Source organism: Siccibacter colletis, assembly GCF_000696575.1.
GTDB classification, from domain to species: domain Bacteria; phylum Pseudomonadota; class Gammaproteobacteria; order Enterobacterales; family Enterobacteriaceae; genus Siccibacter; species Siccibacter colletis.
Genome location: NZ_JMSQ01000005.1, coordinates 110,070 through 130,701, shown reverse-complemented (window position 1 = coordinate 130,701; position 20,632 = coordinate 110,070). Strand labels below are relative to the sequence as shown.

The 20,632-nt window shown below is 54.1% G+C and carries 16 protein-coding genes; 9 read left to right on the top strand and 7 right to left on the bottom strand.

What is annotated here, in order from left to right; genetic code table 11:
* Window positions 1–188: 188 nt before the first annotated feature.
* Window positions 189–1,493 carry an NAD(P)/FAD-dependent oxidoreductase gene (locus ET34_RS0104940; protein ID WP_031519969.1) on the top strand — a complete coding sequence of 435 codons (1,305 nt, stop codon included), beginning with the start codon at window positions 189–191 and terminating at the stop codon, window positions 1,491–1,493.
* A 191-nt stretch (window positions 1,494–1,684) separates the two neighbouring features.
* Entirely contained in the window at window positions 1,685–2,224 is a 540-nt protein-coding gene (locus tag ET34_RS0104935; RefSeq protein ID WP_031519967.1) for a glycine zipper 2TM domain-containing protein, read from the top strand.
* A 669-nt stretch (window positions 2,225–2,893) separates the two neighbouring features.
* Here the strand turns inward: ET34_RS0104935 and ET34_RS0104925 are convergent.
* Complete coding sequence (locus ET34_RS0104925; RefSeq protein WP_031519965.1) at window positions 2,894–3,541, bottom strand: TetR/AcrR family transcriptional regulator; 648 nt, start codon at window positions 3,539–3,541, stop codon at window positions 2,894–2,896.
* 243 nt (window positions 3,542–3,784) lie between these two features.
* Between ET34_RS0104925 and bhsA the strand changes: the two genes are divergently transcribed.
* Window positions 3,785–4,042 carry a multiple stress resistance protein BhsA gene (gene bhsA / locus ET34_RS0104920; protein ID WP_031519963.1) on the top strand — a complete coding sequence of 86 codons (258 nt, stop codon included), beginning with the start codon at window positions 3,785–3,787 and terminating at the stop codon, window positions 4,040–4,042.
* A 66-nt stretch (window positions 4,043–4,108) separates the two neighbouring features.
* Here bhsA and ldtC read toward each other — a convergent pair whose 3' ends face one another.
* The 3 genes from ldtC to ET34_RS0104905 all read right to left on the bottom strand — a co-directional run bounded on the left by ldtC (window position 4,109) and on the right by ET34_RS0104905 (window position 9,921).
* Complete coding sequence (gene ldtC / locus ET34_RS0104915; RefSeq protein WP_031519962.1) at window positions 4,109–5,080, bottom strand: L,D-transpeptidase LdtC; 972 nt, start codon at window positions 5,078–5,080, stop codon at window positions 4,109–4,111.
* A gap of 143 nt (window positions 5,081–5,223) precedes the next feature.
* Window positions 5,224–8,670, bottom strand: a complete 3,447-nt coding sequence (mfd, locus tag ET34_RS0104910) for a transcription-repair coupling factor (protein WP_031519960.1) — start codon at window positions 8,668–8,670, stop codon at window positions 5,224–5,226.
* Window positions 8,671–8,841: 171 nt separating this feature from the next.
* A complete protein-coding gene (locus tag ET34_RS0104905) occupies window positions 8,842–9,921 on the bottom strand; it encodes an acyltransferase family protein (RefSeq protein ID WP_031519959.1) in 1,080 nt (359 codons plus the stop codon).
* Window positions 9,922–10,217: 296 nt separating this feature from the next.
* Here ET34_RS0104905 and lolC point away from each other — a divergent pair, with 296 nt between their 5' ends.
* The 5 genes from lolC to cobB are packed head-to-tail and all read left to right on the top strand — an operon-like array spanning window position 10,218 to window position 15,115.
* Window positions 10,218–11,417 (top strand): lipoprotein-releasing ABC transporter permease subunit LolC, encoded by a 1,200-nt coding sequence (lolC, locus tag ET34_RS0104900; RefSeq protein WP_152548354.1) that lies wholly within the window; start codon window positions 10,218–10,220, stop codon window positions 11,415–11,417.
* On the top strand, window positions 11,410–12,108 hold the full coding sequence (gene lolD / locus ET34_RS0104895; protein WP_031519956.1) for a lipoprotein-releasing ABC transporter ATP-binding protein LolD: 699 nt from the start codon (window positions 11,410–11,412) through the stop codon (window positions 12,106–12,108). Before lolC ends, lolD begins: the two co-directional genes overlap by 8 nt.
* On the top strand, window positions 12,108–13,355 hold the full coding sequence (gene lolE / locus ET34_RS0104890) for a lipoprotein-releasing ABC transporter permease subunit LolE (protein ID WP_031519954.1): 1,248 nt from the start codon (window positions 12,108–12,110) through the stop codon (window positions 13,353–13,355). The genes lolD and lolE overlap by 1 nt, the downstream gene beginning before the upstream one ends.
* A 14-nt stretch (window positions 13,356–13,369) precedes the next feature.
* Window positions 13,370–14,281: an N-acetylglucosamine kinase gene (nagK, locus tag ET34_RS0104885; RefSeq protein ID WP_031519953.1), complete on the top strand. Its 912-nt coding sequence runs from the start codon at window positions 13,370–13,372 to the stop codon at window positions 14,279–14,281.
* Window positions 14,282–14,293: 12 nt separating this feature from the next.
* The gene (gene cobB, locus ET34_RS0104880; protein ID WP_031519951.1) at window positions 14,294–15,115 is read left to right on the top strand and encodes a Sir2 family NAD+-dependent deacetylase; all 822 of its coding nucleotides are present in this window, start codon (window positions 14,294–14,296) and stop codon (window positions 15,113–15,115) included.
* 188 nt (window positions 15,116–15,303) lie between these two features.
* Here cobB and ET34_RS0104875 read toward each other — a convergent pair whose 3' ends face one another.
* Window positions 15,304–16,926: a hypothetical protein gene (locus tag ET34_RS0104875; protein WP_051640479.1), complete on the bottom strand. Its 1,623-nt coding sequence runs from the start codon at window positions 16,924–16,926 to the stop codon at window positions 15,304–15,306.
* Between the two features lie 348 nt (window positions 16,927–17,274).
* On the opposite strand from ET34_RS0104875, the gene ET34_RS0104870 reads away from it, so the two are divergent.
* Window positions 17,275–17,727, top strand: coding sequence for a hypothetical protein (locus tag ET34_RS0104870; RefSeq protein ID WP_031519947.1), 453 nt, complete (start codon window positions 17,275–17,277; stop codon window positions 17,725–17,727).
* A 625-nt stretch (window positions 17,728–18,352) separates the two neighbouring features.
* Here ET34_RS0104870 and ET34_RS20855 read toward each other — a convergent pair.
* On the bottom strand, window positions 18,353–19,786 hold the full coding sequence (locus ET34_RS20855) for an ATP-binding protein (RefSeq protein ID WP_051640485.1): 1,434 nt from the start codon (window positions 19,784–19,786) through the stop codon (window positions 18,353–18,355).
* Window positions 19,787–20,184: 398 nt separating this feature from the next.
* Complete coding sequence (locus ET34_RS21565; protein ID WP_072001964.1) at window positions 20,185–20,541, bottom strand: nuclear transport factor 2 family protein; 357 nt, start codon at window positions 20,539–20,541, stop codon at window positions 20,185–20,187.
* Window positions 20,542–20,632 lie beyond the last annotated feature (91 nt).

The window sequence follows — 20,632 nt, the reverse complement described above, 5'->3', positions numbered from 1 at the left end:
CTCCTTTTTAGTCTACTGTCTATCTTTTAAGCGATAATTATTGATGCACGTCAAATTTGGTATGACCAATGCACCTGACGTGCTATTCTCAACGGTGTTAACAAATTTAAGGTATCTAAACCATTGTTAATTCAGGGTTATTTTTATAACTTTAACTTAACAATTGGTTAATATTTTAGGGGGTCATGTTGACTACGCCATTAAAAAAGATCGTCATTGTTGGCGGCGGTGCCGGCGGGCTGGAGCTGGCAACCCAGCTCGGGCATAAGCTCGGTCGCGGTAAAAAAGCCAAAGTCACGCTGGTGGATCGCAACCACAGCCACCTGTGGAAACCGCTGCTGCACGAAGTGGCGACCGGTTCGCTGGATGAAGGCGTGGACGCGCTGAGCTATCTGGCGCATGCCCGCAATCACCACTTCCAGTTCCAGCTCGGTTCCGTCGTGGACATCAATCGCGAAAGCAAAACCCTCACCATCGCCGAACTGCGCGATGAGAAGGGTGAACTGCTGGTCGCCGAACGCAAAATCCCATACGACACGCTGGTTATGGCGCTGGGAAGTACCTCCAACGACTTCAACACGCCGGGCGTGAAAGAGCACTGCATTTTCCTCGATAACCCACACCAGGCGCGCCGCTTCCATCAGGAGATGCTCAACCTGTTCCTGAAGTACTCGGCTAACCTCGGCGCGAGCGGCAAAGTCAACATTGCTATCGTCGGCGGTGGGGCCACCGGGGTGGAGCTGTCGGCAGAGCTGCACAACGCGGTAAAACAGCTGCACAGCTACGGCTACAAAGGGCTGACCAACGAGGCGCTAAACGTGACGCTGGTGGAAGCGGGCGAGCGTATCCTGCCGGCGTTGCCGCCGCGTATCTCCAGCGCCGCGCATAACGAGCTGACCAAGCTGGGCGTGCGCGTACTGACCAATACCATGGTGACCAGCGCGGATGAAGGTGGCCTTAACACCAAAGAGGGCGAGTACATTAAAGCCGATCTGATGGTGTGGGCGGCGGGTATCAAAGCCCCGGACTTTATGAAAGAGATTGGCGGCCTGGAAACCAACCGTATCAATCAGCTGGTGGTGGAGCCGACGCTGCAGACGACCCGCGATGCGGATATCTTCGCGATTGGTGACTGCGCCTCCTGCGCCCGTCCGGAAGGTGGCTTCGTGCCGCCGCGTGCGCAGGCTGCACACCAGATGGCGTCCTGCGCTCAGGCCAATATCCTGGCGCAGCTCAAAGGCAAGCCGCTGAAGTCTTACGTCTATAAAGACCACGGCTCGCTGGTGTCGCTCTCGAAGTTCTCTACCGTTGGCAGCCTGATGGGTAACCTGATGCGCGGTTCAATGATGGTGGAAGGGCGGATGGCGCGTATCGTCTACATCTCGCTCTACCGTATGCATCAGATCGCGCTGCACGGTTACATGAAAACCGGTCTGATGATGCTGGTTGGCAGCATCAACCGCGTGATCCGTCCGCGACTCAAGCTGCACTGACCGATAAGCCCTGTCCTGCAAAGGGCAGGGCTTAAAGCACAAAATCCCGCCTGGACAGCTGTAACGCATAGGAGTTCTCCTAAACGCGTCTTTTTCCACATATTCTCGCATTTTTACGCCTGTTTCTTATTTGCCACTACACCCTGTCGGTTGCAGAATGATGACCATTAGCGCAAGCAGGAGGTTCTGTTGTGAATAAATCAATGTTAGCCGGTATCGGCATCGGCGTAGCCGCCGCACTGGGGGTGGCTGCGGTCGCCAGCCTGAATGTGTTTGACCGTTCGCCGCAGTATGCGCAGGTGGTTTCCGCCACGCCAATCAAAGAGACCGTGAAGACGCCGCGTCAGGAGTGCCGCAACGTCACCGTCACCCATCGCCGCCCGGTGCAGGATGAGCACCGTATTGCGGGTTCCGTGCTGGGCGCCGTCGCGGGCGGGGTGATTGGTCATCAGTTCGGTGGTGGCCGCGGCAAAGATGTGGCAACCGTGGTCGGTGCGCTGGGGGGCGGCTATGCCGGTAACCAGGTGCAGGGCGCGCTGCAGGAAGGCGACACCTACACCAGCACCCAGCAGCGCTGCAAAACCGTCTATGACAAGTCAGAAAAAATGCTGGGTTACGATGTGACCTACCGCATTGGCGAACAGCAGGGCAAAATCCGCATGGATAACGATCCCGGTTCGCAGATCCCGCTCGACAGCAATGGTCAGTTGATCCTGAATAAAAAAGCGTAAAAAAAAGACGTTCTCTGCATTCGCCCCTCTGTCGCTCAGGCTGCGGGGCGTTTTTTATGCATAAAGAAAAACCCTTACGCCTGGATGCCGGTGCGGCAGACGTAAGGGTTTTTGCACTCTGCGGCCAAAGTGCGCCGTTTAAATCAGACTGTGCTGGCGGAAAAGCAGGCATCCGGTGATCAGAACAGAAATAAAGGCAAAAATCACTGAACCACCACATAACAACCAGAGTCCAAATAACAATGTTATTACTATTAACACCTTAAATAATGGTAATAGCATAATCATTTCCATAATCCTTCTGCATGTGAATAGTCAAACTGCAAACCTTGTTGTCCGTAATGAAAGGCTTAAGCACCGCCAGACCCGGAACTTCAGGTGCCCTTGCTGCGGTTAATCTCGTCTTCCCGACGATATTCTTCCTGTCTCATCCTGAATAATGATTCGTTAGCAGTGAAATAATCATCAGCTGCTTAAAAGCATAGTTAACCATCAAAATATATTTAATAGGTTTTAGCGATTATTGAGATAGCCTTAGACTATCAATAGACTGGAGCCAGTCCAGAGGCGGGTTTGCGGGCAAAAGCAGAAAGGGCACAAAAAATTCGTGCTCCGGTAGCGGAGCACGAAAGATAACTTCAGATTATCAATTCCCTGATGACTACAGGGTTAACGCGGGCGGTAAGCCTGGATCAGCTCGGGCAGAATATGCAGTGTCGTGTCAGCGACCTTATGCAGGGTATCGAAACAGGCGCCTTCGCGGGCGCTGACCGACATGCCCTGCAGCAGGCAGGCTAAATAGCGTGCCAGCCCCTGGGTGTCGCAGTCGCCGGGTAGCTCACCTCGCTGCTGGCGCTCATCGAGGAAACGCACCAGCGTCTGCTCCTGCATCGCGTGACGTGCCTTAATGGTACAGGCGACCTGCTCAGACGAGGCGGCCAGCCCTGCTGAAGTGGTGATGATAAAGCAGCCCGCCGGCGTATCGTTGCTGGTAAAGCAGCTCGCGACCGCCGAGAAATAATCAGCCAGCGCCTGCGCCAGCGTTTTATCACTGCCGAACAGCTCGGCTTCCTGCCTTGCGGCAAAGCGGGCGATGTAGCGGTCGAGTACCGCGCGGAACAGCCCCTCTTTATTGGTGAACTCGGCATACAGCGTCGGCGCTTTCGCCCCGGTCGCTTCCACGAGGTCTGAGAGCGACGTCGCTTCGTAGCCGTGCTGCCAGAAGAGTGTCATGGCCTTATCAAGCGCGGCTTCCCTGTCGAACACTTTTGGTCGGCCACGGCTTTTTTTTGCGCATTGTGGTGCGTCTGTATTCATAGTGCCGTTAACCCCTGTTGATGATGTGTCATTCATTATTGCAAGTTTATCCGTCCGGTTCCAGCCTCAATTCCGGAAAATAATTGAGCGCTATCTATATGAATAAATTATCTTTTTAAATTTAATTAATGTTCGTTATAAAATTAGGTTGACGTGTGACCACGATCACATCTATCATTTGTTTATCGATCGTTAAGTTAATTAATTAACGACATTCTTTCATCTGCAAAAAGGGTCACACACATGAAAACCATTACTGCTTTGTTTACTGCCGCGCTGTTAAGTTCACTTTCTTTCGCAAGCTTCGCTGCGGTAGAAGTTCAGTCCACCCCGGCGAATCAGCAGGCGGTTGGCACCATTTCCGCAACCGCAGGGACTAACCTGGGTTCACTGGAAGATCAGCTGGCGCAGAAAGCTGAAGAGATGGGCGCAAGCTCCTTCCGCATCACCTCTGTGACCGGTCCGAACACCCTGCATGGCACCGCGGTTATCTATAAATAAGTAATCCACCCGCTGGTTATGCGTGAAAAAAAGCCCTGCGATCGCAGGGCTTTTTTGTTGTCAGGCTCAAATCGTCTGGTCAGGGCTTTCCGGGTGGTGGGCAGCAACGTCGGCCGGCATCCCTGAGCGCACCTCCATGGCATGTTCCATGGTCGCAGCGTCGGTGGCCGCATCGTCTTTAAAGGCTGTCATCGCCGCATTAAGCACGATCGGCAGCGTCTTCGGATCGTCTTCCAGCGTTTTCGACAGCGGCTGATGCACTTCCACCAGGCGACGTCCATCCGGCTCTACGGACGCTTTAATCGGCGTATTAATGATGTTGACCTTCGTGCCCGGTTTCACCGCGCTGAACAGGGCGGCAATATCGCCGTCGCGCAGACGAATGCAGCCCGAGCTGACGCGCATCCCGATACCGAAGTCGGCATTGGTGCCGTGGATCAGGTAGACGCCGCCGTAAGCCGCCAGACGGATAGCGTGGTGCCCCATCGGGTTATCCGGCCCGGCGGGAACCACGGCGGGCAGATCGATGCCTTTCGCTTTATAGCGGGCGCGAATGTTCGCGGTCGGCGTCCAGGTCGGGTTAGCGCGCTTGTCCGAGATGGTGGTGACCATGGTTGGCGTCAGCGTGTCGCTGTCGAGCTGGCCGATGCCGATAGGGTAGACGGTCACCTGATTACTGCCCGGCGGATAGTAATAGAGGCGCAGCTCGGAGAGGTTAATCACAATCCCTTCGCGCGGCACGTCCGGCAGCAGCGTCTGTAACGGAATGGTCAGCACGCTACCGGCACGCGGCACATAGGGGTCAACGCCGGGGTTGGCCTGCAGCAGCGCCAGAAAACCGACGTTATATTTTTTGGCAATCGCTTCCAGCGAGCCGCCATCGTTTTCCACCACGTGATAAGCATTTTCTCCCACCAGACGGCTTCCGGTTGGCGGCAGCGGCCAGGTATTGGCCCGGGCGGGCAGGGCGCTTAAGGCTACTACCGCGGCCAGGGTTAATGTCGCCAGCCAGTGTGACGATCGCACAGTTTTCATCATGACCCTTATCTCCCAGAAAGATTGGGCTTAATTATTGTTTATAGAAGATAAATTATGGCGGGTGCCCGTGTAGGGAAATCCAGGCGCTTTGAAAGGGTTTGTAAAGGTGAAGCAGCGCACCCGCAGAACGGGTGCACATCAGGTTACGCGGCGCGGTTTTCCGCCAGCTGGTTCATAAAGTTACGTACCCACTCCATGCGGGTTTTACGCTCGCTCAGATCCTGCATAAAGCGCAGACGGGTCGGGCCGTCGAGGCGGAAATGCTGCGGCTGCTTCTGCAACAGACCGATCAGCCACACCGGATCGACATGGTTTTTCTCCGCGAACTCAATGATGCCGCCTTTCTCATTGCCCTCGATCTTCCGTACGCCAAGCTGCTGGGCCTGCAACCGCAAATGGGCGATATCCAGCAGGTTGCGCGCCGCGTCCGGCAACAGCCCGAAGCGGTCGATCAGCTCCACCTTCAGCTCCTCCAGCTCCGCAGGCTGCTTCGCACTGGCGATGCGCTTGTAGAACGACAGGCGCGTATTGACGTCGGGAATGAAGTCCTCCGGCAGCAGGGCCGGCATCCGCAGCTCCACTTCAGTCTGGCTGCTGGTGAGATCCTCAAGCGACGGCTCGCGGCCCTCTTTCAGCGCGTCGACCGCATTTTCCAGCAGCTCCATATAGAGCGAGAAGCCGATGGTTTCCATCTGACCGCTCTGATCCTCACCCAACAGCTCACCGGCACCGCGAATTTCGAGGTCATGGGTCGCCAGCGCAAAGCCCGCACCGAGATCTTCCAGCGAGGCGATGGCCTCAAGGCGTTTTTTGGCATCGCTGGTCATCGCTTTCGGATGCGGCGTCAGCAGCCAGGCGTACGCCTGGTGGTGTGAGCGTCCGACGCGCCCGCGCAGCTGGTGGAGCTGCGCCAGCCCGAAGTGGTCGGCGCGCTCAATGATAATGGTGTTAGCGGTCGGGATATCGATTCCGGTTTCGATGATGGTGGTACACACCAGCACGTTAAAGCGCTGGTGGTGGAAATCATTCATCACCCGCTCCAGCTCGCGCTCGCGCATCTGGCCGTGACCGATAGCGATACGCGCTTCCGGCACCAGCGTCGCCAGCCGCTCGGCGGCTTTCTGGATGTTTTCCACGTCGTTAAACAGGTAGTAGACCTGACCGCCACGCAGCACCTCACGCAGGATCGCTTCGCGCACCACCAGGTTATCGTACTCGCGCACGAAGGTTTTTACCGCCAGACGGCGAGCCGGCGGGGTAGCGATAATCGACAGATCGCGCATGCCGCTCATCGCCATGTTAAGGGTACGCGGGATCGGCGTGGCGGTGAGGGTGAGGATATCCACATCGGCGCGCATCGCCTTGATCCGCTCCTTGTGGCGCACACCGAAGCGGTGCTCCTCATCGACGATCAGCAGCCCCAGATCCTTCATCTTCACATCGCTCTGCAGCAGCTTGTGGGTGCCGATAAGAATATCGACCTTGCCGTCAGCAGCCTGCTCCAGCACCTGCGCCTGCTCTTTGGCGCTGCGAAAACGCGACAGCAGCTCAATGCGCACCGGCCAGTTGGCGAAGCGGTCACGGAAGTTATCGAAGTGCTGCTGCGCCAGCAGCGTGGTCGGCACCAGCACCGCCACCTGCTTGTTGTTCTCGATGGCGAGAAAAGTGGCGCGCATCGCCACTTCGGTTTTCCCGAAACCAACGTCGCCGCATACCAGCCGGTCCATTGCCAGCGGCTGGCACATGTCGCTCAGCACCGCATTGATGGCCTGGGCCTGGTCCGGTGTGGTTTCGAACGGGAAACCCTCGCAGAACAGGCGATACTGCTCTTTGTCATGCTTAAAGGCGAAGCCCGCTTTAGCCGCGCGCTGGGCGTAAATATCCAGCAGCTCGGCGGCCACGTCGCGCACTTTTTCCGCGGCTTTCTGCCGTGCGCGCGTCCAGGCATCGCTGCCGAGCTTATGCAGCGGCGCATTATCTTCCGCGCCACCGGCATAGCGGCTGATGAGATGCAGGGACGACACCGGCACGTAGAGCTTTGCGTCGTTGGCATAGGTGAGCATCAGATACTCAGCGGTAATACCGCCCGCTTCGAGGGTGGTCAGCCCGGCATAGCGCCCGACGCCGTGCTCCAGGTGCACCACCGGCTGGCCGGGATGCAGCTCTGCGAGGTTGCGGATCAACGTATCCGGGTTGATGGTGCGGCGGCTCTCCTGACGACGGCGCGTCACGCGCTCGCCCAGCAGATCGCTTTCGCAGATCAGCGCCAGGTTACGCAGGGTATCAATGTAGCCGCGCTCCGCCGCCCCGATCATCAGGAAACGGCCATTGCCCGTGGCTTCATCGAGGCGGTGAATGCGCTTCGGGGCCACCTTAATACGCGCCAGCAGTTCTCCCAGCGCCTCGCGGCGCCCCTCGCTTTCTACCGAGAACACCACCGGCCCGGTAAAGGACTCCAGGAACTGACGCAGGGCGTCCAGCGGTGATTTCTGCTGCGCCTGTACCGCCAGGTCCGGCAGCGTCTGATAGCCAAGATTGGTATGGGCGACTTTCTCCGCCAGCGCCTCGTGCGCGAGGTGCATGCGCGGCCAGTGCTTCAGCTCGGCGAACAGCTCATCGGTACGCAGCCACAGCAGTTCCGGCGGCAGCAGCGGACGCATCGGGTCCACGCCACGGTTTTCGTAGCGTGCCCGGGCATCGCTCTGGAAACGCTCGGCGCTGCCTTCCAGCGCACCAGTGCTGACGAGCAGGGTATTTTTCGGCAGATAGCTGAACAGCGGCGGCAGCGGCTCGCTGAAGAACAGCGGCTGCCAGTACTCGATCCCGGCGGGCAGGGTGCCTTTGCTCACCTGCTGATAGATGTGCTCCGCGTCGCGCTTGACCTCAAAGCGGTCGCGCCACTGGCTGCGGAACAGTTCGATAGCCGCTTTGTCGGTAGGAAACTCGTGGGCGGGCAGCAGATTAATGGCTTCCACCTCTTCCAGTGTGCGCTGGCTGTCGACGTCGAACAGGCGCAGGCTGTCGATCTCGTCATCAAAGAAGTCGATGCGGTAGGGCTGCTCGCTGCCCATGGGATAGAGATCGAGCAGCGCGCCGCGGGTGGCGTATTCGCCGTGCGCCATCACCTGATCAACGTGGCGGTAACCGGCCTGGTCGAGCTGGGCGCGCAGGCCGTCGCGCGACAGGCGCTGGCCCTTTTTCATCACCAGCGCGTGGCCGTGCAGATAGCTGTGCGGGCAGACGCGCTGCATCAGGGTGTTGACCGGCATGATCAGCACGCCGCGCTGCATCGTCGGCAGCTGATAGAGCGTCGACAGACGCGAGGAGATGATCTCCTGGTGCGGCGAGAAGCTGTCATAGGGCAGCGTTTCCCAGTCCGCCAGGTTCATCACCATGCTGTCGGTGAACTGCTGGATTTCGTCGTGCAGGCGCAGGGCGTTTTGCATGTCCGGGGCGATGAGGACCACCGGGCCGGTATGACGTTCGGCAATTTCCGCCACTTCAGTTGCGCAGGCTGCGCCGGTTAGCTGACCCAGCTGGCGAAGATCGCCGGCTTTCACTGGCAGGGAATAACGATATTGTTCAGGCATAGACGGTGTCAGGTTCTCGCTTGTTTTAGTTCGCGTGACGGAGAAGGCGGCGCGCGATGGCGTGCTCATTATTATCCGTCATCGCTTTACATTAGCAAATCAGAAAGCAGTAACGGTCAACAGTGTAGCGGGAAGCGACAAAGTCAGCCCCGCAAATGCGGGGCTGTGGAGTTAACGCGCGTCGGAACTGAGCGTCAGCGGTTTAGGCGGAGAGAACAGGGCGTCCTTCACAAAGGTGGTGGAGAATTTGCGTACCGCGAGACCGACCAGGGTGCAGAGCGCGAGGCTGATAAACGGATAGGTCAGCAGCAGGGCCAGCAGCAGCGTATCGCTGAACGCCTTCTGGTTGATCTTCGCCACCAGCACCAGGCTCATCGCTTCAATCAGAATGCGGTGCGTGGTGTAAACCGCGATGGTATTCGAGCCAATGATGTTGAACAGGGAGTTTTCGTTCGCGCCACGCCACTGCTCATACAGGTAAAACACCTTCATGATCGCCACAATTGATATCATCGAGATAAACAGCGGCACGTTCAGGAAGTAGAACGGCACCGAAGCCACCGCCAGCAGTGCGAAGATCGGCAGGCGGCGCGGTCGCCACTGCTTGACGCTCTCAATGAGCGGCCCGCCAAAGAATGCCCCCAGACTGTAATAAGGCATGTTGCGGATCACGCTGTTCAGCCCCCACCACGGCGTCGGCAGGAAGTTGATCGCGATACTCAGCCCGACCAGCACCACGAACAGCGCCACCCGGAAGCGGTAAAACGCCTTAAAGATGATGAAGTAGACGATCAGGGCGTAGAGATACCACAGGCTGGTGCTGGCGGTGAGCATGCCCACCAGAAACTCGCCGGGGGATTCCGCGTAGGCGGCGTTGCTGATGTCGCTGATGTCACGCTGCGGCGCCAGCCACTCATTCAGATGAAGCAGGCCGAACCACTGCACCGCTCCCCAGAGGATCAGCACGTAAAGGATGCTCAGCACGCGCTTATCGAGGCACTGCTTCCACGGAACCTCGCTGATATAGCGGCGGATCAGGTAGCCGGAGATAAAGAAGAAGACCGGCATGCGGAACGGCGCGAGGTAGAGGTTAAAGTAGACCCAGGCCTTCGACACCATAATTGCCAGGTGATTCTCAAGCCCCATGAGGTTGGGGTAGAAAGTGATCACCGAGTGATACACCACCACCAGACAAATACACATCCCTTTGATCTGGTTAATCCATAACTGTTTTTGTTGCTTCTGTTTCATGCGAAAACGCGCACCCGTTTTTTGGCTAATTACAGCCTATAGCCTGGCGGCTAAGGATATATTGGTCATCGGAATCAATCTGGTTTTGCCCCGTTTGGGCGATTTCAGGAAAAACCGCAGGGTGGCAGAAAGGCGGATACGCCGCCGGGTTTGTCGCAATCACAAATGATATCAAATTGATTTTTCGGGTTTTTCTGTTAAGGAATGTGTCGACCTGGAAATGGCGTTTCATTTACTTAATCCGGTTACGCTTATATACTTGCCAGTCACTTTGCACACGGTTTAAGACGGATTTCATGTACCAACCTGTCGCTTTATTCATTGGCTTACGCTACATGCGGGGCCGCGCAGCTGACCGCTTCGGTCGTTTCGTCTCATGGCTGTCGACCATCGGCATCACGCTGGGCGTACTGGCGCTGGTCACGGTGCTTTCCGTGATGAACGGATTCGAACGCGAACTGCAAAACAACATTCTCGGCCTGATGCCGCAGGCCATCGTTACGTCGCCCTCCGGCTCCCTCAACCCCCAGCAGCGTCCGGCAGACAGCCTGAACCTTCAGGGCGTCAGCCGCAGCGCGCCGCTCACTACCGGGGATGTGGTGCTGCAGAGCGCGCGCAACGTGTCGGTGGGCGTGATGCTTGGCATCGACCCGGCGCAGCGCGACCCGCTTACCCCCTATCTCAGCAACGTCCAGCAAAGCGTGCTGGCACCGGGTAAATACAACGTCATCCTCGGCGAACAGCTGGCGGGCCAGCTTGGGGTGAACCGTGGCGATCAAATCCGCGTGATGGTGCCGTCTGCCAGCCAGTTTACGCCGATGGGACGTCTGCCAAGCCAGCGTCTGTTCACCGTAGCGGGTACGTTTGCCGCCAACAGCGAAGTGGACGGCTACCAGATGCTGGTCAACATTCAGGACGCCTCGCGCCTGATGCGCTATCCGGCCGGGAACATCACCGGCTGGCGTCTGTGGCTTAACGAACCGCTGAAGGTGGACGAGCTGAGCCAGCAGACCCTGCCCGAGGGCACGGTGTGGAAAGACTGGCGCGAGCGCAAGGGCGAGCTGTTCCAGGCGGTACGCATGGAGAAGAACATGATGGGCCTGCTGCTCAGCCTGATCATCGCCGTCGCCGCGTTTAATATCATCACCTCGCTGGGCCTCATGGTGATGGAGAAGCAGGGCGAAGTTGCCATTTTGCAAACCCAGGGGCTGAACCGCCGCCAGATTATGGCGGTGTTTATGATCCAGGGCGCCAGCGCCGGTATCGTCGGCGCGCTGCTCGGGGCGGTGCTCGGCGCACTGCTTGCCAGCCAGCTTAATAACCTGATGCCGGTTATCGGCGCGCTGCTGGATGGCGCGGCGTTGCCGGTGGCTATTGAACCTTTGCAGGTGGTGGGGATCGCGCTGGCCGCGATGGCCATCGCCCTGTTGTCCACGCTTTACCCGTCATGGCGCGCTGCCGCCACCCAACCCGCTGAGGCTTTACGTTATGAGTAATTCTGTGCTGTTACAGTGCGACAACCTGTGCAAACGCTACCAGGAAGGTAAGGTGCAGACCGACGTATTGCACAACGTGAGCTTCAGCATCGCCGCCGGGGAGACGATGGCTATCGTCGGCAGCTCCGGCTCGGGGAAAAGTACCCTGTTGCACCTGCTGGGCGGGCTGGACACGCCGACGTCCGGCGATGTGATCTTTAACGGCCAGGCGATGAGCTCGCTGTCAGCGGCAGCGAAAGCTGAGCTGCGCAACCGCGAGCTGGGCTTTATCTATCAGTTCCACCACCTGCTGCCGGACTTCACCGCGCTGGAAAACGTCGCGATGCCCTTGCTGATTGGCAAGCACAAGCAGCCGGAAACGCGCGCGCTGGAGATGCTGCGTGCGGTGGGTCTTGATCATCGCAGCAGCCATCGCCCTTCCGAGCTGTCCGGCGGTGAGCGGCAGCGCGTGGCTATCGCCCGTGCGCTGGTGAATAACCCGCGGCTGGTGCTGGCGGATGAACCGACCGGTAACCTCGACGCCCGCAATGCCGACAGCATCTTTGAACTGCTCGGCGAGCTGAACCGCACCCAGGGCACCGCCTTCCTGGTGGTGACGCATGACCTGCAGCTGGCAAAACGCATGCAGCGCCAGCTGGAGATGCGCGACGGCCACCTGAATGCTGAACTGACCCTGATGGGGGCGCAGTAATGGCGTCTCCGCTTTCGCTTTTAATCGGCCTGCGCTTTAGCCGCGGACGCCGCCGCAGCGGCATGGTGTCGCTTATCTCTGTCATCTCCACCATCGGCATTGCGCTGGGGGTGGCAGTTCTGATCGTCGGCCTGAGCGCCATGAACGGCTTTGAGCGCGAACTCAATAATCGCATTCTCGCCGTGGTGCCGCACGGGCAGATTGAGCCGGTGGAGCAGCCGTTCAATGCCTGGCAGGACGTGCTGGGCCGCGTCGAGCAGGTGAAGGGCATTGAGGCCGCCGCGCCGTACGTCAACTTTACCGGGCTGGTGGAGAGCGGCGTTAACCTGCGCGCCATCCAGGTAAAAGGTGTGGACCCGGCGCAGGAGACTCGTCTCAGCGCGCTGCCCTCCTTTGTGCAGAACAACGCCTGGGCCAGCTTTAAAGCCGGGGAACAGCAGATCATCATTGGTAAAGGCGTCGCCGACGCGCTGAAAGTGAAGCAGGGCGACTGGCTGACCATCATGATCCCGAACGCCAACAGCGCGCACAAGCTGCTGCAGCCCAAACGCGTGCGCCTGCACGTCGCCGGCATTCTACAGCTCAGCGGCCAGCTCGATCACAGCTTCGCGATGGTGCCGCTGGCGGATGCCCAGCAGTATCTCGATATGGGAAACAGCGTGACCGGCATCGCCATCAAGGTGCAGGACGTGTTTAACGCCAACAAGCTGGTGCGTGACGCCGGCCAGGTGACCGACGCCTACGTCTACATCAAGAGCTGGATCGGCACCTATGGCTACATGTATCGCGATATCCAGATGATCCGCGCCATTATGTATCTGGCGATGGTGCTGGTGATCGGCGTTGCCTGTTTTAACATCGTCTCGACGCTGGTGATGGCGGTGAAGGACAAGAGCAGCGACATCGCGGTGCTACGCACGTTGGGTGCCAAAGACGGGCTGATCCGCGCCATCTTCGTCTGGTACGGGCTGCTGGCAGGATTGCTGGGCAGCGTGATCGGCGTGATTATCGGTGTGCTGGCGGCCTTTAACCTGACCACCATTATCAATGCGATTCAGGGCGCTACCGGGCATCAGTTCCTGTCGGGCGACATCTATTTCATCGACTTCCTGCCGTCTGAACTGCACTGGCTGGATGTGGTCTACGTGTTACTCACCGCGCTGGTCCTGAGCCTAATCGCCAGCTGGTACCCGGCGCGACGCGCCAGCCGCATCGATCCGGCCCGCGTGCTGAGCGGCGGACAGTAATCACGGGAGGGACGATGTACTACGGCTTCGATATCGGCGGCAGCAAAATTGCCCTCGGCGTCTATGATGACGCCCGCCGTTTGCAATGGGAGCGCCGCATCGCCACGCCGCACGACGATTACCGTGCGTTCCTGGATGCCATTGCCGGGCTGGTGACCGAGGCCGATACGCGCTTTGGTGCCGCGGGCAGCGTCGGGGTCGGTATTCCCGGCATGCCGCAGACCGACGACGGCACGCTTTATGCCGCTAATCTGCCTGCCGCCAGCGGTCGTCCTTTCGCGGCCGATCTCAGCGACCGACTCGGACGCGAGGTGCGGGTCGATAACGACGCCAACTGTTTTACCCTCTCCGAAGCCTGGGATGATGAGTTCCGCCACCTGCCGGTGGTGATGGGCCTGATCCTCGGCACCGGCGTGGGCGGCGGGCTGGTCGTCAACGGCAAGCCGGTCTCGGGGCGCAGCTATATCACCGGCGAGTTCGGCCATACCCGCTTGCCGGTTGACGCCCTCGACGTGCTCGGCGCAGGCGTGCCGCTTCGCCCCTGCGGCTGCGGGCAGCGCGGCTGTATCGAAGGCTATCTCTCCGGGCCGGGCTTTGCCTGGCTGTGGCAGCACTACTACGCGCAGCCGCACAATGCGCAGCAGATCGTCGCCCTGTGGCAGGCTGGCGATACCCGCGCGCAGGCGTTTGTTGACCGTTGGCTCGATCTGCTGGCAGTCTGTCTGGGCAATATTCTGACCATTCTCGATCCCCATCTGGTGGTGATCGGCGGCGGGCTTTCTCATTTTGATGCGCTGTTTGAAGCCCTGCCGTCGCGTCTGCCACGCGCCTTACTGCCGGTGGCAAAGGTTCCGCGCATTGCGCGGGCGCGCCACGGCGATGCCGGAGGAATGCGCGGTGCGGCATTCCTTCATCTCACCGAGTAAACTGAGGTAGATATGCAATCGCGTCGTTCGCACCGTCTGATTCGTTTCAAGAAAAATAAACGTAGGCTGCGCGACCGGTTGCGTCAGCGTATTTTCTTCAGAGACACGGTGGTACCCGAAGTGATGGAAAAACCGAGAGTTGTCGTACTGACCGGCGCGGGCATCTCCGCGGAGTCCGGTATTCGCACCTTCCGCGCCGCAGACGGCCTGTGGGAAGAGCACCGCGTCGAAGACGTGGCGACCCCGGAAGGCTTTTCGCGCAACCCGCAGCTGGTTCAGGCGTTCTACAACGCGCGCCGCCGCCAGCTGCAGCAGGCTGAAATCGCGCCTAACGCCGCGCATCATGCTCTGGCGCAGTTAGAGGCGGAGCTGGGCGATCGTTTTCTGCTGGTGACGCAGAATATCGATAACCTGCACGAGCGCGCCGGGAATAAAAACGTCATTCACATGCACGGCGAGCTATTAAAAGTGCGCTGCGACTGGAGCGGCCAGGTGCTGGAGTGGACCGGGGACATCACCCCGGAAGACAAGTGCCACTGCTGCCAGTTCCCGCAGCCGCTGCGCCCGCACGTGGTGTGGTTCGGCGAGATGCCGCTCGGCATGGATGAGATCTACAGCGCCATCGCTATGGCAGACGTGTTTATCGCCATCGGCACCTCCGGCCACGTCTATCCGGCGGCCGGCTTCGTGCATGAAGCCAAACTACAGGGCGCGCACACCGTCGAGTTAAACCTCGAACCGAGCCAGGTGAACAGCGACTTCGACGAAAAGCATTACGGACTGGCCAGCAGCGTGGTGCCGGAGTATGTCGACAGGATGCTGAAAGGGTTGTGATACCGGCATAGTGCAACAGAAATAACAATGCGGGATGCAGAGGACTGCTGGTTTACGCCAGCGGTCCTTTTTTTATGGGGCGTAACAACGGGCAGGGCAGTGGCGCAGATGCTGAAATATGATCTGCTGTGAGCGATGAACGGAAGTTCACAGCTTTCTTACAGCTAAAGATTATCCCACCGGAATGCTTATTTACCCTTAAGGATTTCACACTTGCTCCAGAGAGGCTTTATAGCATGATGAGCACCACTGAAAGGGCTTTTTGAATTATTGTTTTGTTGGCTCAGCAGCAAATCATCTATGTCCTTATCGATGATTTTTTTTACTTGAGAATGATACCGCTGAAGTGAGACATCACTGATGGAGTTTTCAAAGCGAAGACTGGCGTCATTTTTTACCAGATCATAAATACCGTCTTTTATTTTCAATCTATTACCGTCAGGGACGCCCATTTTAAGGTCATAACATCTCAACCCAGCCAGCCGAACCTGGACATCAATACGCTCAATACGTTTTTTTTTGTGGCTAATCAGAAGCACTTTATTATTTTCATGCCATTTTTCGAAAGACTGCAAAATACCTATGATCTTCTGATAATTGCCTTGAAGAGTGTTGTTAAAATGGTAGCTGTTCGAATTGTAGACGTAACGTTCGGTATCGGAGATTGGCGGAGCAGTACCTTTCTCTCTGAACATCACTTCGGCAGGCTTACCATAAATACGCAAGAGGCAGTCAGCCAAAGAGTCGACCGCATCATGCAAGGCATTGGTCTGGATGAGTTTCAGGAGGGTTTCTCGCTTAATTGAAATCTGGCAATAGTCGCTCGCCCATTCCATGGTCGGTTTCTGCTCTTCCTCTTCTGCGAGAGCGCGGGCATCAGCCGCAACGGTTGTGAATTCCCAGGCAAATGGCGTTGATTGCTCATCTTTAAAATAAATCTGAAGCTCAGCAATCCACTGTGCGATCTCCGAGGCATAGATGCCTACAAACTGGCCGAACAAGTATTCGGCGTGCTGAGATTCGCACTGTTCAGCGATCCTTTCAATGAACTGCTTACGCCCTTCATCGTTGATTAATTTGATAATGTTTTTGAAAACATTGCTTTCCCGCCTTTCTCCTACCAGGATTTCTCTGTACACTTTTTCAAATTCGGACAGGCAGTCGGGAACAGCAGTCCTCGCATGACGAAAGAAAGTAATTAAGTTGTAAATTGCATCAGCGAGTATCGGTAGCGAATCAATCTTATGAAAATTATTTAATCGGGAAAGCAGCTCGTTACTGCATGAGTGCGCGATGGAAAGATCCTGATGGCAGTAGCCTTTTCTTGCCTGTGGAGAAATTGGCGGGCAATGTGTCGGCCCCTCTGTCAGGATGGCAAACATATCATCATGAATAAATTCTTCCCAGAGTTTGTTTTGCTCCGCAAAGCGAAACCCCTGCTCTGATGGCTGCCGGTTCATCTCTCCCCATGTCTTAAGACTGACCTTGCCCTCATCAAAACCTTTATAAATTTGATACATGAATATAAGTGCATCAATGAGGCTGTCTTGCTTGGGCTCCTTAAAACTAAGCACCAGACTGTTCTGTGTATAAATTTTGCTAATTTTTTCACTCTGGGCTTGCAGCATTGTAAGTACCTGATGCTGCTCAGCAAACCATTTGCTGTACTCAGGATCTTCATTCAATTGCCGGGCTTTAAGAATAAGTAGGAGCAACTGTTCGCTGACTGCATCGTATATGTGTGGAAAAGGTGTCGCGACGCCAGAGAGAAACGTTAAAAACATGTTTTTATTGTGTTCGGATAGGTGCATCAGGGTCCCTTAAAAGAAGCTTGATGAGAGTTTGTGCTAGTTTTTATGCCGTTCAGCCTTAGCGAAATTTTCTAAAGATGACCATTTTTCATCAATGTGATGATAAAACCATAATCATAGATGATACCAATTACAAAAAAATAATCACAACTTTTTATATCCAAACGAAAAATAACTTATAAAAAATTTTTTAAAGCAAAAAAACAATAAGTTGATTTAAAAATACAAATTAAAAGTTAAAATAAATCAAGATAATGAATTTTATTTTTAACTTGATTTAATAATTAGAGATGAACTACTCTCTTTTCAGCGGGGCATGTCGCCTCGCATTTTGAAAAGGTGATAGCCATGAGTGACGTAACAACGCAAGACATTGATGATGCACTGGAGCGGGCCCAAGCGTTGAAAGACACCGCTGAGGAGTTCATTGATATCGCTGACGGCATCAATAATGCTGCGCGTATCAGACTGGAGGATGAGCGTGGTATCGACATCGATAGCACGCGTACGATACCTTTGGATGACATCCCGCTGGGTGAGGAAGCGCTGCGCGTGAAGGAAGATACGCCTGGCGTTGATATCGCAATCCAGACGCTGGAAGACCTAGCCGAAGGCAAAATTCCTACTGCTGAAGTGAATGAAAAATTCCAACAGGCGACGGAAGATCTGGACACTCTCGATAGCACGCTTCAGGATGTTGGTGCTGAAGAAGTCATCAAGGCCTCTCAGTTGTCTGAAAATGACAACGACTTCTACGGTGATCAGGATGACGAAACAAACGATGACGAGGAGTATGATTAACGGCCTAGGTTACCCTCTTTTCGTGAAGCCGGTCTCTTAAAGGTGAAGCGGGTGAGCGTCATTAACGTCACCTCGACTGCGAAGCCAATTTAAGGGCCGGCCGAACAATACACTTATCACTATTGACTGTGTTGGCTTGCTTTACCTGGCAGAAGATTCAAATTCAAGAATACCGATCATTTGATGGCCATCCGGCTCCTCGGCCTGCAGGGCTGGTTAGCTCCGACAGCCCATTTAGCGTTCCAGACCTGCCAGCTAAATAGCTGCCCGGAATAGTGCTCCACTTTTGGCCAGCCCCTGTGAGACAAGGGCGTGGTGAATTTGCTCTGCCATGTAGCGCTACATCAGACTTGCTATGATACGTTCAAAAGTGCCCGGCAGATGCCCATGAATGACAAGTGTAGCGGTATTAGGTGCAGCTATTTAGGGTCCAATGGCAAAAATGTAATGCCCCCTTCAAACAACTTTTTCCGTTTTCAAAATAGACTTTCATGTAAAAATTTAATAAAAATAAGCATGATGTTTAAGCCTGCATTTAATTTAGATAGCCTTAATTTGATATCTAAGATAAAATGGATATACATTTTTTTAGTAAAGCTTCATTATCAATAATTATCAATAATTATCAATAATTATCAATAATTATCAATTTAAGTTTTTTTCGAGTCCTGGTGATATTTTGGAAAAGCATTTTTAATGCATTATAATATCCATACCCCGAATAGATAAGATTCCCATTCACATGATATTCAAAATGACGATCAATAGTAACAACCACATTATCAAATTCCTGTCCAATGACACGATGAGCTGATTGATGGTAATAACTAGAGTATTGCTGATGGTATTCTTTATTATGTCGTGAAGGTGTAAAACGAAGAATCTCCCATTCTTCCCTATCAAGAAACAACAAGTATTTTTTTGCATCATCTAAATTCTTAAAGTAATTTAATTCAATATTGCCAGCATTACGGAAATCCACTTTTCGATTGTTGTTAAACAACATTTTGATGAAGCTGGCAATTTCTTTGTTAGTTCTAATTTTTTCAGATAACTCAAATGAATGAAGGTTATTTATTTTCTCAATCTTTTCATCATTGCCTTTTTCCCATGTTGCCAAGGTCTGCAACCTGTCGTATGAAAATATGCATGATTGTTTATTGGTGGTTACCTTTGTGATTAAATCATCTAGTTGATGCGCATAAATTCGCTGAACCTCATCAATGATAATCGTATTATGTTTCGATAAATCATGACTAGCCAGATTTTTTACTTCTATAATTTCCCAGCCTCTACCTATCATTGTGAGGTGACCTGAATTTAATTGTCCACAATGCACTAATAATACATTCTTACCGGCTTCAGAAAGCAATTTAGCAATATCATAAACCAACAGTGTTTTACCGGTTCCGGCAGCCCCTACCACTGAAATAAAGCAAGAATTTGTCGCATTAAAAATGAGTTTTGTTATTTGTGATTTGAAATCCTCTTGTTGATGAGTTAAAAAATATTTATCACTTAAAAACTTCTCTGTTGAGTTGAATGGGGATACTAAGTAGTCGGAAGGGTTAAAAAGAGAATCAATATTTTCCTTGAGTTCAGTGCCATATTTTTCAAGCAAATCACATAGTTGAAGAGAGCTTATTTCTACCAGTTCATCATCTTGATTAAGAGCGTATAAATGCCCAGTATCAGATGAAAAAGTGATTGCATAAATTTCTTTACCAATAAAGCTTAGGTAATATCGATTCCTGATAAGTTGTTTCTTTATCTTTTCCGGAGTGCTAGTGCGTTTTAATTCAATGTTTATAACAGCATCCCGATTGACTTTCAATAACTCAAATTCCTTGCCAATTTGTGGTATTTTATAACCCACAAGGAAGCCATCAAAAAGGCAAGGGTTTGTGATGAGCGCTCGCAACGATTCTAAAAGTGCCTTAACCTCCTCAATTTCAGCATTTTTAATCTCAATGTTATAATATCGCTTAAGATCTAAGAATTGATCTGAGCTAATGGAATCGTGTGCCTGAGATAAAGATAGTAAGTTTATGCTTTTCAAAGTGGCCACCGTAATTAATTTTTTAATTATGCCTTTACAGCTTGTTAATCGAATTATACATACCCAGCAGTTATAATCCGATTTGTAAATTACTCTGAAATGAATTTCATATCAATATATGTATAAAAATTTGCTTTCATATTGGTCGGCCATTGTTATTACTCCATGTAGCCCCCCTGCGGCTCCCCGACACGCTAGTCCGTCAACCAGCAGGCCGGAAAACTCCGCCCAACCGCCGCAATCAGCGTATAGGACCTGCGGCTGAGGTCTCATGGCGAACGCTCGAAGCAAAGTCTGTAATTAACGGTAAAAAATGAATGCTTTTTTATCTGCACATTCAGAGGCTAAAAGGATGCGAATGGCTGTTGTGAGCGAGGAGCGGACATTGTATCTGGCATCTATACGCTCCCTGCCTCTGGCGTTCCCTGGTGGAATACCAATTTCCATTGCCCGTTCGCAGAAAATTCCCAGTATGAAGAACGTAGGGTTGCACGACTGCCATCTGGATTAACAGTTCTGTAGTGCAATATTGCGAAATTATTTCCAACGCTGATAAGCCGGTAATCACGACTAAGAATAGCCGGAACATTATCTTCGCTTAAAAGCGCTTCAATAGTCTGAGTACGATCAACGACTACACCTGAGCGTGTTATTTCGCTAAATCTTTCGTGGAGTATCTGTTCAAGCCATACCCGATCTTTCCGCCTGCTGCTATGAAGAGAGCATTCAAGTCTTTTTAGCGCCTCCAGGAGCATAGTGTTTGTCCTCATCACAATCGAACATTAACTCTTAAGGCAATAATTGCTGGAATGCAACGTCCGCGCCGGCCGAAGACTGTGAGGGGCC